The organism is Chitinophaga niastensis (assembly GCF_003014755.1).
Classification (GTDB): domain Bacteria; phylum Bacteroidota; class Bacteroidia; order Chitinophagales; family Chitinophagaceae; genus Chitinophaga; species Chitinophaga niastensis.
In genome coordinates this window covers 1,158,385-1,172,231 of the sequence record NZ_PYAW01000002.1, presented here as the reverse complement: position 1 = coordinate 1,172,231, position 13,847 = coordinate 1,158,385, and the positions used below count along the sequence as shown (strand labels likewise).

At 43.3% G+C, this 13,847-nt stretch carries 14 protein-coding genes; 4 read left to right on the top strand and 10 right to left on the bottom strand.

What is annotated here, in order from left to right:
* The first annotated feature begins 36 nt into the window (after nt 1–36).
* Complete coding sequence (locus CLV51_RS13355) at nt 37–657, top strand: NUDIX hydrolase (RefSeq protein WP_106528522.1); 621 nt, start codon at nt 37–39, stop codon at nt 655–657.
* A 59-nt stretch (nt 658–716) separates the two neighbouring features.
* Here CLV51_RS13355 and CLV51_RS13350 read toward each other — a convergent pair whose 3' ends face one another.
* The 4 genes from CLV51_RS13350 to CLV51_RS13335 are packed head-to-tail and all read right to left on the bottom strand — an operon-like array spanning nt 717 to nt 3,086.
* The gene (locus tag CLV51_RS13350; RefSeq protein WP_106528521.1) at nt 717–1,148 is read right to left on the bottom strand and encodes a hotdog fold thioesterase; all 432 of its coding nucleotides are present in this window, start codon (nt 1,146–1,148) and stop codon (nt 717–719) included.
* Between the two features lie 18 nt (nt 1,149–1,166).
* Nucleotides 1,167–1,643, bottom strand: coding sequence for a pantetheine-phosphate adenylyltransferase (gene coaD / locus CLV51_RS13345; RefSeq protein ID WP_106528520.1), 477 nt, complete (start codon nt 1,641–1,643; stop codon nt 1,167–1,169).
* Nucleotides 1,644–1,671: 28 nt separating this feature from the next.
* Nucleotides 1,672–2,226, bottom strand: a complete 555-nt coding sequence (locus tag CLV51_RS13340) for an RsmD family RNA methyltransferase (protein WP_106528519.1) — start codon at nt 2,224–2,226, stop codon at nt 1,672–1,674.
* On the bottom strand, nt 2,217–3,086 hold the full coding sequence (locus CLV51_RS13335; RefSeq protein ID WP_158267008.1) for a DUF3822 family protein: 870 nt from the start codon (nt 3,084–3,086) through the stop codon (nt 2,217–2,219). Before CLV51_RS13335 ends, CLV51_RS13340 begins: the two co-directional genes overlap by 10 nt.
* A 137-nt stretch (nt 3,087–3,223) precedes the next feature.
* Between CLV51_RS13335 and CLV51_RS13330 the strand changes: the two genes are divergently transcribed.
* Nucleotides 3,224–4,555 (top strand): MATE family efflux transporter, encoded by a 1,332-nt coding sequence (locus tag CLV51_RS13330; protein ID WP_106528517.1) that lies wholly within the window; start codon nt 3,224–3,226, stop codon nt 4,553–4,555.
* Between the two features lie 70 nt (nt 4,556–4,625).
* Here the strand turns inward: CLV51_RS13330 and CLV51_RS13325 are convergent, their stop codons facing one another.
* The 5 genes from CLV51_RS13325 to CLV51_RS13305 all read right to left on the bottom strand — a co-directional run bounded on the left by CLV51_RS13325 (nt 4,626) and on the right by CLV51_RS13305 (nt 8,798).
* Nucleotides 4,626–5,381 carry a tetratricopeptide repeat protein gene (locus CLV51_RS13325; RefSeq protein ID WP_106528516.1) on the bottom strand — a complete coding sequence of 252 codons (756 nt, stop codon included), beginning with the start codon at nt 5,379–5,381 and terminating at the stop codon, nt 4,626–4,628.
* 104 nt (nt 5,382–5,485) lie between these two features.
* Nucleotides 5,486–5,836: a dihydroneopterin aldolase gene (locus CLV51_RS13320; RefSeq protein ID WP_158267007.1), complete on the bottom strand. Its 351-nt coding sequence runs from the start codon at nt 5,834–5,836 to the stop codon at nt 5,486–5,488.
* 122 nt (nt 5,837–5,958) lie between these two features.
* A complete protein-coding gene (trxB, locus tag CLV51_RS13315; protein WP_106528514.1) occupies nt 5,959–6,909 on the bottom strand; it encodes a thioredoxin-disulfide reductase in 951 nt (316 codons plus the stop codon).
* Nucleotides 6,910–6,927: 18 nt separating this feature from the next.
* A complete protein-coding gene (locus tag CLV51_RS13310; RefSeq protein WP_106528513.1) occupies nt 6,928–7,806 on the bottom strand; it encodes a DUF4249 domain-containing protein in 879 nt (292 codons plus the stop codon).
* Between the two features lie 134 nt (nt 7,807–7,940).
* Nucleotides 7,941–8,798, bottom strand: a complete 858-nt coding sequence (locus tag CLV51_RS13305) for a sigma-70 family RNA polymerase sigma factor (RefSeq protein WP_012793808.1) — start codon at nt 8,796–8,798, stop codon at nt 7,941–7,943.
* Nucleotides 8,799–9,126: 328 nt separating this feature from the next.
* On the opposite strand from CLV51_RS13305, the gene CLV51_RS13300 reads away from it, so the two are divergent.
* Complete coding sequence (locus tag CLV51_RS13300; protein ID WP_106528512.1) at nt 9,127–10,143, top strand: threonine aldolase family protein; 1,017 nt, start codon at nt 9,127–9,129, stop codon at nt 10,141–10,143.
* 131 nt (nt 10,144–10,274) lie between these two features.
* Here CLV51_RS13300 and CLV51_RS13295 read toward each other — a convergent pair whose 3' ends face one another.
* Nucleotides 10,275–10,934, bottom strand: coding sequence for a hypothetical protein (locus CLV51_RS13295; protein WP_106528511.1), 660 nt, complete (start codon nt 10,932–10,934; stop codon nt 10,275–10,277).
* 226 nt (nt 10,935–11,160) lie between these two features.
* On the opposite strand from CLV51_RS13295, the gene CLV51_RS13290 reads away from it, so the two are divergent.
* A complete protein-coding gene (locus tag CLV51_RS13290) occupies nt 11,161–13,812 on the top strand; it encodes a valine--tRNA ligase (RefSeq protein ID WP_106528822.1) in 2,652 nt (883 codons plus the stop codon).
* Nucleotides 13,813–13,847: the final 35 nt, after the last annotated feature.

The window sequence follows — 13,847 nt, the reverse complement described above, 5'->3', positions numbered from 1 at the left end:
TTTAATCAAATTACCGATCCTCATTACATTTGCGGCATGCAAGCAAATATTACTATCTATCTCAACGAACGTCCACTGTTATTGTGCTCAGATCAGGAACCAATACCAGCCCACTTAGCAGCTGCCAAAGTATACACCAATCCCGATACAGAAAAGATGGAAAGTGTACTCCGGAAACTGGAAGACGGTAAAAAAGAAACGGCTATTTTCACCGCCCCGGATGTAAAACAATTATTCAAAAAAGTATCGCTGCATTTTACTACACTGGTAGCCGCCGGTGGTCTTGTCACCAATCCGGCAGGAGAAGTACTGATGATGTTCCGCAGAGGTAAATGGGATCTTCCCAAAGGCAAACAGGATCCGGGAGAAAACCTGGAAACCTGTGCGCTGCGCGAAGTAGCAGAGGAAACCGGTTTACATACGGTTGCGCTGGAACATAAGATCACGGAAACATTTCACTATTATCCGATGAAAAATAAAAAGGTGTTGAAACATACCCACTGGTACCGGATGCAGTTTACCGGCACCGAATTAACAGTACCTCAGATAGAAGAAGATATACAGGATCTGCAATGGGTTAAACCGGAGAATGTAGCGAAGTACCTGAAGTTTTCTTACGAGAATATCCGGGAAGTTTTCAGGGCTGCTAATATGTAATATATTGTTATTCAGCTATTTAGTTGCAGAAAAACAACCATTAAATAGCTGAATATTTTTTATCTCTTCGCAAGAATGGCCATAGTGAGCCTGCTCACACATACCAGCTTATGCTGGTCGTCTGTAATACGGATATCCCACACATGACTGGTAGCACCAATATGCAATGGCCTTGCACAGGCATGTACATAACCGGTTTTCACGCCACGTAAATGGTTAGCGTTTATTTCCATCCCTACACAAATCTGTTTTTCCGGATCAATAATCAATGCAGACGCCATACTGCCCACAGTTTCCGCCAGTGCGGCCGAAGCGCCCCCATGCAGTAATCCGTACGGTTGTTTGGTTCTGTGGTCTACCGGCATCATCATTTTAAGATAATCCGGCCCTATTTCAGTGAATTCCATATCCAGACAGTTGGCCATAGTGGAATCGCTGTATTCATTTAATTGGTCCAGTGAAATCTTCGTAGAATGCCAGATCGTTTTCATATCATCAGCGTTTAAAAATTATTTTTGAGACCGTTTAATACCTTCCATCACCTGTGGTGGAAGGAATGGCGCAACATCTCCCCCATAACGGTGAATATCTCTTACCAAAGTGGATGCGATACTTGAATACTGCGGTACGGTGGTTAAGAAAATAGTTTCAATTTGTGGCGCAATGGTGCGGTTCACATCTGCTATTGCCTTTTCGTACTCAAAATCGCTGACATAGCGGATACCGCGAAGAATAAAGCGGGCATCTATCTTCTTACAAAAATCAATGGTCAACCCTTTATAGTAAGCAACTTCTATACGGGGATCATCTTTATAAATTTCCCTGATCCATGCTATCCGTTCTTCCAATGTAAACATAGGGGTTTTGCTGCTGTTAACACCAATGGCAATTACCAGACGATCAAACAAATCAAGTCCACGGTTAATTACATCCGTATGTCCGAGGGTAATAGGATCAAATGTACCTGGGAATAAACAAATCCTCATGGCGGTTTATCGATTTAAAGATTATCTGTCAACGTTTCAATTCCTCCCGGTTAATAAAGATAGAGAAGATGGTGGAACCATAGTTCCTTTCAGAACGATAATAGGAATAGTCCTTGAATTTCTCATGTTGTGTATGCTCTACCACCAGCCATCCTTCGGGATTCAGCAATTCTTTTTCAAATACCAGCAGCGGTAACTGATCCAGTGTTTCCATCATGTATGGCGGGTCAGCAAAAATCAGATCAAATTTTTCTGTGCATTGCTGCAGATACTTAAAAGCATCCATCTTTACCGTTTTCAGGGTATCGATACCTAATGCTTTGGCTGTTTTGATAATAAATTCCGCCATAGCGGGATCTTTTTCAACCACCGTCATATCCGTTGCACCCCTGGAGGCCAGCTCATAGCTGATACTTCCGGTGCCTCCAAAAATATCGAGTGTTTTTAAAGAAGAAATATCGAGGTTATTTTCGATGATATTAAACAACCCTCCCTTTGCAATATCTGTAGTAGGCCTGGTATTAGGCATTTTTGCAGGTGGTTGTATTTTTCTGCCCCCACTAGCTCCTCCGATTATACGCATAACGCTAACGCATATAAATTATGAAAATAATAACCCGGTATTTCCTGCATTTTGGTAATGTAGTTGAAACCCGGTAGTCTTTGCACCCATTCCAGGTGCGATATAAATTTGTACATTTCCTGGTATACACCCGCATCTGTGGCCACTGCCCCTCCCAGCTTTACTTTTACCAGCTGCTCGTTCAAACCAAGTTGCCGCAACGTATTTACCAGGGTATACACCACATCCAAACCGGTCTGGTACTCACTTTCCTGTTGTATCTGTAACTTGCCGCCAACATAAATGGTTACGGTAAACGTATGTTGTTGTACTTCTACAAAAGCAACGCCTTCCTGCGCATGGAAATCAAAATCCAGCGGATAAGATTGCAGTAAAGCAGAATTGGCGTGGATCACCAGGTCAGTAGAAAATTCTTTACGTAAAAATCCCAGCAGGTCTTTATCTACACTATAAACATTTACCATTGGCACTCCGGGTATCAGGTCTGACAGTACAGCTTCCTGCATTTTTTCCGGCTGAGTTATATGGAGAAAGTCTTTTTTCATGGAAGGCATATAGTACACTTCAGGTACCAATACCCCGCCGCCGGTATCAAAAGCCAGCAGGATGGATTTAAAAGCAGTAAACAGCAGTTTATCTGTATCAAATACTTCTTCTATCATTTCCAGATCGGCCATCGCCAGTTTCTGCGGCACAAAATGATAAGACTTCAACGCCAGGAACTTTTTTACAGCCGGGTCAAATACCACATAACTAAAAGTGCCACTTCCTACCAGCACTAATAAATGACAGGAAGTAAGGTCAGTTTCCAGCAGGGTTTCATCGTCTACTGTAAATGCAGGATGGATGTTGTAAGCCACGGCCATATTTTACCTTTCAAATGAAATACAATAATAATCTTTTTAGTTAATTGGTGCTTGTGTTTTGTTCATTTATATAAGGCAGATGATAAACATATAGCCATATCTTTGTTTTTTGGGATAATCTGATAAGATTCATGCAACTGGAAGCTACTAACCGGCAGATTATAAAAATTGCGGGTCCTATATGCCTGGCACTGATCATTCCGCAGATCAATCACATCACCAATACTGCGTTCCTGGGACGGTTGGGGGAATTTGAGCTGGCAGCCAACGGTATAGCGGGTATTTATTATCTCGTGATGTACATGATTGCCTATGGACTGAATAATGGCATGCAGGTGCTGATAGCCCGCAGAGCCGGGCAGCAGCAGTATGCGGGTATCGGACAATTATTTTCCAACGGAATACAGGTAGGCACTTTCTTTTCCCTGCTGGCTATATTCATTACCCTGCTGGCCGCCCCCTGGTTCTTTTCCAAAAGTTTACACGATCATCATATTTACCAGGCAGCCATTTCGTTTATCCGTATCCGTATCTGGGGCCTGCCTTTCCTGATGCTACTCAACATGGCCAATGCGTTTTATATTGGCAGCGGGCATTCACGGGTATTGGCGGTTACCTCTATGTTCCAGGAAATAATGAACATTTTCTTCGACTATGTCCTCATTTTCGGGAAGCTGGGATTCCCTGCCATGGGACTTAATGGCGCCGCCACCGCTTCCATCATTGCTGAAGTTACCGGTTGCAGTGTGGCTTTTAGTATCCTCTTTATTAAACGCTATCACCTGGAATACAGCCTGTTCAATTATCTGCGCCCAAGCTGGGTGGTAATCAAAAGCATATTAAATGTATCTGCGCCATTGATTGTACAGTTCCTGTTCAGCATTGGCAGCTGGTTTGTTTTTTTTATTTTCATAGAACACCTGGGAGAAAGGCCACTGGCCGTATCCAATATGCTGCGCAGTATCTTTGGCTTCTTCGGCATATTTACCTGGTCGCTGGCAGCTGCCTGTAATACCATGGTCAGCAATATAATAGGACAAGGACGACCGGACCAGGTATTTACTATTATAAATAAGATAGTCGTCATCAGTGTAGGCTGTGCCACCTTTGTATGTGTGCTCGTCAACCTTTTCCCTTATACGTTGCTGCATATTTACACCAACAATGCCGACCTGATTACTGCCGCCATTCCGTCTATACGCATTATCACACTGAGTACCATACTGATGTCAGTTGCAGCCGTGGTAATGAGTGGGGTGCTGGGAACCGGTAATACACGCATTAACCTGGTAACAGAAATTATAGCGGTTATAGGCTACCTGTTTTATTGCGACGTGGTAATAGAAAGAATGCGTAGTCCGCTGCAGTGGGCCTGGGGAGCAGATTTCATCTATTGGACTATCATCTTTGGTATCAGTTACTGGTATCTGCGCAGTGGCAGATGGAAAGGGAAGGAAATATAATAGAGAATTACGAATTACGGCTCTTCGCGAAGATCTTCCGCTGTGATCGTAATTTGTAATTCGTAATTTCTTATTGCATATCATCCAGCATCTTTTTACAATCCACTTTAATGCTCACATCGTCCTGTGTAATATTGCGGAGTGTTAATGCTTTCTTCAGCACTTCAATAGCCTTATCCTGCTGATCATTTTCTTTATAGGCCCTGGCCAGTTCATAATAATTGAGTAGAAAGGCGGGATCCAGCTGCCGGGCTTTTTCATAATTATTGATGGCATTTTGCAGAGAACCATCCGGCAAGCCGCCGAAGAGCATTTTAGCAGCACCTCTTTCAAAAGCGTTGAGGTTGGCCACTTCAAAATTCCATTTACCTAAAACGTGGTAAGCCTGTCCTGACGAAGGATTGAATTTAATGGCCAGTTCAGCGTAACGTTTTACATCCTTGGATGCAGCTACTTTGTCTTTGGCACCTGATATCAATGCTACACGTCCCATGGCGATGGCCATTGACAAATTCGCTTCTGCGCTATTAGGATTCACCTTTAATGCCTGCTGGGCGTAATTTTTAGCCTGATTAAAATAAGGTATTTTATCGTCTTTACTTTTCTGGCGATTACCGATCCGGGAAGATAATTGACTGGCCTGTGTTAAGGCGTCTATTTCGGTAGGTTGTATTTTCAGGATATCTTTATCTTTTTCCAAGGCTTCTGTCTCCTTCATCTGTTTTTCCAGCTGCTTGGCTTCTTCCACCATTTCACTAACACTTTGAGCCTTTACAGAAAAGACTGCTAACACAAAAAAGGAAACTGCCATGATCCGCTTAAACATAGGACAGGTTTTTACAGCGTGTGAATTTGTTGATTAACTAATAGATATAAATCTACGAAAATTACAAATTAAAAACATCAGAGGATCGGCAAAATTCTGTTTAATCAATATTCTTTTTCCAGTGAAACGAGGGAGTTACGGATACTGGCACCCATAGGTGGATTCATTTTACGCAGCGTAACAATACTTTTCTGAATGGCTGGATACCGCTGCTTCAGCACATCTGACAGCTCATATACTACCTCTTCCAGCAAAAGACGGGGAACCGCCATCACTGTTTTGGCTACTTCATAAATACCCTGGTAGTTAACAGTTTCGGATAAATCATCCACGGGCACGGTGCCGGGTATACGAACAGCGATGTCCAGTACAAAATCATTCCCGATAATTGTTTCTTCAGGGTAGAAACCGTGATAAGCGTGGAAAGTAGCTTGTTCGAGAGCAATCGTTAACATAGAAAGAGAATTACGAATTACGAATTGCGAATTACGGAGTAGTGAGGAGATCATAAACAGATCTTCGGGAAGATCTCCTCACTACTCCGTAATTCGCAATTCGCAATTCGTAATTCTTTTTATTATTGGTTATGTTCTTTAGCAGATAAATATCTTTCTGCATCCAGTGCCGCCATACAACCGCTACCAGCAGCCGTTACAGCCTGGCGATAGATTTTATCCTGTACATCACCACAGGCAAATACACCTTCCACAGCAGTCCGGGATGTACCTGGCACTGTCAGAATGTAATCCTGGTCATCCAGTTCCAGGTAGTCTTTGAAGATACCGGAATTAGGCTGGTGACCAATAGCCACAAAGAATGCACTTACCGGCACTTCTTTCTTTTCCTGGGTTTTGTTATTGAGGATTCTTATTGCTTCTACTTTTTTATCTCCTAATACTTCATCAGTTTCTGAGTTCCAGTAAACGATGATATTGGAAGTTTTCAGTACGCGGTCCTGCATCACTTTAGAGGCGCGCATTTCATGGCGGCGCACGAGCATATGCACGGTGCTGCACATTTTGGAGAGGTACAATGCTTCTTCAGCAGCGGTATCACCGGCACCTACTATAGCCACTTCTTTACCACGGAAGAAAAATCCGTCGCAAACGGCGCAGGCAGAAACGCCGCTACCGTTCAGGCGTTGTTCAGACGGAAGTCCCAGCCACTTGGCAGAAGCACCGGTAGCAATGATGATAGCATCGGCAGTAATTTCCTTTTCTTCATCAATGATTACTTTATAAGGCTGTTTGCTAAAGTCCACAGATGTAGCTAAACCATAGCGGATATCAGCGCCCATGCGGGTTGCCTGTTTTTCAAAATCCACCATCATTTCAGGACCCTGAATACCTTCCGGATAACCTGGATAATTTTCTACTTCAGTAGTAATAGTCAACTGTCCGCCGGGTTGAATACCCTGGTATAATACTGGTTTAAGGTTGGCTCTTGCACCATAGATGGCAGCAGTATAACCGGCAGGGCCGGAACCGATGATCAATAAATGCACATGCTCTTGTTGCTTGTTTTCCATACTTTGTTTGCTGTATAATTACTTGCTAATAATAATTGTCTTATAGGTTACTGCATACCCGCCCCAGTAGCCTAATGCGCCGGGTATATTCCCCAGTATTTTTGTGGGTGACGAAAATGGATTACCGTTACTGTTATATGCAAAATCTAATGTTCGCCAGAAGTCATAGGTAGCTTTATCAATATTACAAAACTTTAGTGTTACCGTATCTCCGCTGTTAAAGAATGCATATGTTTCCAGATCTATCGACTTATTTTTATTTACGCCGGCGTCTACAGGAATTTCAAATGTTGTGCCGTTAACTACCTCGTCATTAATAACGGAATTAAGTCCGGGTAAAAAAGGCTCGCTGTTACGCTTTGTGAAGTAGCGTGCGTAGTTACCAAATGCCGGCGGATCCGTTATCCGTGCCCATAAGCGGGCTTTATTGGTGTCACTTTTCACCTGCACTCTATGCCACCAAACGGAATCCAGTTTGAATGAATTGAGTGGTATAGTGGTGACGGATTCATATGCCTTATTGTCAGCGTTTATGCGTAACGTATAGATGCCTGACAATTTTCCTTTAAAAGCGGAAGCTATTTGATTGGGATCAGGTCTGTATACAAAGAACTGAACACCACCTGTATCTATTGTTTGTTCTGTGAGTGTCATGGTTTTACTACCATCCGACACCGTAACAGTAGCATTATGCACAAAAGAATTCAACAAGATTACCGGATCTATTTTAGCAAAATAGTTAAGGCTATGTGTGAGTATTACCTGGGGATAGGTACCACTTTCAAATTTACCTTCTACCACCAGTTGCTGCTGCTGCTGCGGCAGATTAACACTGATATCTTTTTCGCAGGCGGAAAAGATCAGGACAATCAGTGTGATAAAAGGCACGTTACGCATAGATTACAAAAGTACGGGGTGTTTCCAATATAAAAACACCGGCCATGTATTTACAAGGCCGGTGTTTTTATAGAATAAGAGGAGTAGTAAATTTATTCATTTGGTTAATCGGATAACCATATGGATGAATGAACTTATCCCAGGTAAGATTTCAGAGCGCCGCTATAGCGAGCTTTTTGCAGCCTTTTTATAGCACGTTCTTTAATTTGTCTGATTCTTTCTTTGGTCAGATCATATTTCTGGCCGATTTGTTCGATTGTTGCGCCATTTTCACCATCCAGACCGAAATAAGCATTCACTATCTCAGCTTCGCGAGGGCTCAGGGATTTTAACACCCTGCGGATCTCTTCACGAAGAGAATCTCTCATAACATCATCATCAGTAATATCTCCACCTTCCAGTAAGTCACCCATAGCTACGTCTTCTGCTTCATGTACCGGTGCATCCAGTGACATATGGCGGGTATTGCTTTGGAAGATATTATTTATTTCTGATTCAGACATCTCCAGGATTTCTGCGAGTTCCTCGGTAGAAGGCTCACGCTCGTTTTCCTGTTCAAATGCCATGTAAGCTTTATTAGCTTTATTATAGGTGCCAATTTTGTTTTGCGGAAGACGAACAAGACGACCTTGTTCAGCTAACGCCTGCAAAATGGATTGGCGAATCCACCATACAGCGTAAGAAATGAATTTGAAACCTTTAGTTTCATCGAAACGTTGTGCTGCCTTGATCAAGCCAAGATTACCTTCGTTAATAAGATCACTGAGGCTGAGCCCCTGGTGCTGATACTGCTTCGCAACAGAAACAACGAAACGTAAGTTTCCTGTAGTCAATCTTTCAAGAGCCTTCTGATCGCCCATTTTAATGCGTTGCGCCAAAACGGTCTCTTCCTCAGGTGTTAACAAAGGGATCTTCGAGATTTCCTGCAGGTACTTTTCTACCGCCTGCGAATCACGATTGGTGATCTGGGTGGCAATTTTAAGTTGCCTCATATGAAAAATTGTATTGGTTTATAAATAAAATAACAGCGAAAGAAATTTTTTGTTCGAATTTTTAAAATTATTAACTTACAAAGTTTCCCGCGCTTTATCCTTTTGATTCAAAATAAGTCTGCAAAGATCGTGCTAACCAATCACTCTACCAAATACTTCTTATATTTGCCAGCCATATAACAAAGTACAGTTTTATAACGGAATTTTATAGTGCTTTAGTCCCTGTCAGGCGATGGTTTATGCAAATTTTAACAATTGATAAAGAATCATTATTAAATTAATAACTTAACTAATTTATCATCAAAGCCATTGCAAATTTTTTAACAAAATGATTGACTTTAGAAGCGACACTTTTACACGTCCCGGTCCTGGCATGTTACAAGCCATGTTACAGGCAGAAACAGGCGATGATGTCTTTGGTGAAGATCCCAGTATCAATAAATTAGAAGCCATGATGGCAGATTATTTTGGCAAAGAGGCAGCCTTGTACTGCCCTTCCGGCACAATGAGTAATCAAATAGCCATCAAAGTACATACGTTGCCGGGGGATGAAGTGGTTTGCAGTAATCTTGCTCATGTATATATTTATGAAGGAGGTGGTATTGCATTCAATGCCGGTGCGCAGGTACACGCCATCATCGGAGACAGGGGCATGATCCGCGCCACACAGGTAGCGGCGGCCATTAACCCGGACGATGTACATAAAGCACGTACCAGCCTCGTATGCATCGAAAACACTTCCAATCGAGGTGGCGGATGCTGCTACGACTGGGAAGAAATGGTGAAGATACAAGCGGTATGCCGGGAACATGGCCTCGCACTGCACCTCGATGGCGCCCGGTTGTTTAATGCATTGGTAGCCACTGGTCAGGACCCAAGAACTTACGGACAATTATTTGACAGTATTTCTGTCTGCCTAAATAAAGGCATGGGCTGCCCAATGGGTTCAGTATTATTAGGTAGTCATACATTTATCAAATCTTCCAGACGTATCCGCAAAAAGCTTGGTGGTGGCCTCCGGCAAGCCGGTTTCATGGCTGCTACCGGTATTTATGCCATGGAAAATAATATAGCACGGCTGGAAGAAGATCACCGCCACGCTAAACAAATAGCCCAGGCCCTGCTGGAGAAATCATTTACCGGCCATATGCTGCCGGTAGAAACAAATATCCTCATCTTTGAAGTGACCGGCGATTGGACACCAAAGCTCTTCGCTGACTATCTCAAAAATGAAGGAATCCTTGTCATGGCTATCTCCCCTACACAGGTGAGAATAGTAACACATCTGGATGTAACACCGGAAATGGTTAATAAAACCTGTGAGGTGATTGCTGAAATGGCATAAATACTTTACCGCAATTCCCGACTTCATAAAATATACAAGCGGACGTACTGTAAATATCAATCTAACAAAGAATTTACAGTACGTCCACTTGTATATTTTACAGACGGAATACCCTTTTTTGGGTGCCTGGCTTAATCCTTCAGGTTAAAATACCTGGCTACTTCATTATAATCCTTCAGATTAATCGCCTGGCTTGCCCTTGCAGCAGCAGTTCCGGCTATCACCACATATTTGTAGTCATAGGAAGGGATCACGGCAACAGTTACATCAGGAACATTTACCGCCGCTGCATCTGTCTGCACAATCATGTAATAGATCCGCAGCTTCCCTGCTTCATAATTAAACTTGAAACTGGTTAAATACCCTGCATTAAAACCACGTATATCATAAGGCAAAGGTGACCAGACAGTAGCTGTGCTACCCAAACTTACCGGTGTTTTTAAATAAACCAGCACAGTGCCTGTATTAAAGATGCCCGCAGTTATTGCCGGAATATTCTTAAGCGCTGCTCTTGCAGTTATACCCAGTGCACCTCCGTTCCCGGTGCCTATTGTCCAATAATCAGTCACATAGTCAGTACTAACCAGTGTAAAAGTACCAGATACCACATTCGCATTACCGGGAGGTCCCTGTGGACCAGCCGAGCCTCCCGGCCCTGGCACACCAGCTGCACCTTGCGAACCTGCAGGTCCCTGGGGACCTTCTTTGGAACAATTAGTAAGGAATAAGGAAAGGAACACGAGGCATACCAGATATGGCAGCCTGCCGGAAAAAAAAGAGTATTTATTCATTTCAGAGCGTTTTGGATAATTAACAAGGGGTTTAATAATCACTCAAAATAGACGAGCCTGTTAAGAGTTTATACCGGGCTGGTTTAAGTGGCGTGAACAAATTCCTATCTGGCAGGTTTCCCCTGATATTTGTCCTGCAAGGGTCAGCCACCCCCAAACAAGACATAAACTAATTTCCATCTCTGCTGAATCTCCGTTATTTTTGCAACCTTATATTATGAATAGCATGGAACTTTCGAAAAACTACCTGCCTGCAACGGTTGAAGAAAAATGGTACCAACAATGGATGGACAAAGGTTATTTCCGCTCTAAACCGGATCACCGCCAGCCTTTTACTGTAGTCATTCCCCCTCCTAATGTGACCGGGGTCTTACATCTTGGCCATACACTCAATGAAACCGTCCAGGACATCCTCGTGCGCCGTGCCCGTATGAGCGGGTTCAACGCCTGCTGGGTACCAGGTTCCGACCATGCTTCTATTGCTACAGAAGCCAAAGTAGTAGACATGCTCAAACGGGAAAAGGGTATTGAAAAATCCCAGCTCTCCCGCGAAGAGTTCCTGAAATATGCATTTGAATGGAAAGATAAATACGGTGATATTATCTATCACCAGATAAAAAAACTCGGCTGCTCCTGCGATTGGGACCGTGTTACATTCACAATGGACGATCATTATTACGAAGCAGTAATAAAGGTGTTTGTGGATCTGTATAAAAAAGGTGTTATCTATCGCGGTGCACGCATGATCAACTGGGATCCCAAAGCCAAAACAGCTTTGAGTGATGAAGAAGTAGAATACAAAGATCTGCAGGGTAAACTGTATCATGTAAAATATGCGATCACAGATGGCGACGGCAAAGCTACCGGTGAGTTTATCACCATTGCTACACAGCGTCCTGAAACCATCATGGGCGATACTGCTATCTGTGTAAATCCAGCGGATGAAAGATACGCACACCTGAAAGGCCACTATGCAACAGTGCCGCTGGTAAATCGTCGTGTACCGGTGATCTTCGATACTTATGTAGATAAAGAATTTGGAACAGGTGCACTTAAAGTGACACCTGCACACGATATCAATGACTATAACCTGGGTCTGAAACACAACCTGGAAATAGTAGATACCCTCAATGATGATGGTACCCTCAGCGCAGCTGCAGTAGTATTTGTAGGAGAAGATCGTTTTGTAGCCCGTAAGAAAGTAGTAGCTACTTTAGCAGAAGTCGGCTTACTGGTTAAAGAACAGGAATATACTACCCGTCTCGGTTACAGTCAACGTAACCCCGATACCGTAGTAGAGCCGCGTATCTCTACACAGTGGTTTGTAAAAATGGCCGAAATGGCCAAACCAGCACTGGACGCAGTGGTAGAAGGTGATGTAAAAATCCATCCCGGCGACCGTTTCCTGGCTACCTACAAATACTGGATGGAAAACGTGAAGGACTGGTGTATTTCCCGTCAGCTTTGGTGGGGACAACAAATACCAGCCTGGTACACAACAGATGGCACTTTTGAAGTAGCTGCCACCGCTGCTGAAGCAGTAGCGCAGTTTGCTGCTCGAAATATCACCGTTACTGCAGATGCACTCACACAGGATGAGGACTGCCTGGATACCTGGTTCAGCTCCTGGTTATGGCCAATGGAAGTATTCAATGGCATCTCCCAACCTGATAACGAAGATATCAACTACTATTATCCTACTTCTGTATTGGTAACAGGACAGGATATTATCTTCTTCTGGGTAGCACGTATGATTATGGCCGGCCTGGAATTTAAGCAGGTAAAGCCTTTCAGCGATGTATACTTTACCGGTATGGTGCGTGATAAACTGGGACGTAAGATGAGCAAGCAGTTAGGTAACTCCCCTGATCTGCTGGGACTCATTCATACATTTGGCGCCGATGCAGTACGTTTCGGTATCATGATCTCCTCTCCTGCCGGTAACGATTTACTATACGATGATGCCAGCTGTGAACAAGGCCGTAATTTCTGTAATAAAATATGGAATGCCCTGAAGCTGGTGAAGATGTGGGAACAACGACAGGAAGATGATAGCGCCTCCAATGTTGCTGCAGATAATTTTGCGGTGAAATGGTTTGAAAGCAGACTGAATGAAGTACAGAAAGAAGTAGCTTCCCTTCACAACGATTTCCGTTTGAGCGAAGGGCTGAAAGCTATCTACAGCCTGGTATGGGATGATTTCTGCAGCTGGTACCTGGAGTGGGCAAAACCTGGTTTTGAACAACCTATTCCTGCTTCTGTATACCATAAAACAGTAAGCTTCTTTGAACAACTGATGCAACTGTTGCACCCATATATGCCTTTCATTACAGAAGAAATATATCAGCAACTGGCAATGCGCAGTGAAGACGATTCACTGATGATCAAACAATTTACCACACCTGCAGCACCGGTACATGCCACGCTGCAGGAAGGTTTGCTGGCAAAAGAAGTGATCAGCAGCATCCGCGATGCACGCAACAAACATCAAATCAAACCAAAAGATCCGATTGTACTGCATATAGAAACCAAACACGAAAATGCCTTCAAACGAATTGAAAGTATGCTCGTAAAACAGGTGAATGCCTCAGCTATCAACTATGTACAGGAAGCAGTGCCCGGATGTATTACGCTGGTAATACAGAAAGATAAATTTTACCTGGGCACAGAAATCGTACTGGACACAGCTGCACAAAAGGAAACACTGTTGAAGGACCTTACCTATCTGAAAGGCTTTTTAACATCAGTAGAAAATAAACTGGCCAATGAACGCTTTGTACAAAATGCAAAGCCGGAAGCGGTAGACGCAGAACGCCGGAAGAAGGCCGATGCAGAAGCCAAGATTCTGATGATCGAGGAAAGTTTAAAATCCTTATAATTTTTATGATCGCCCGGTCGTTACTATACCGGGCG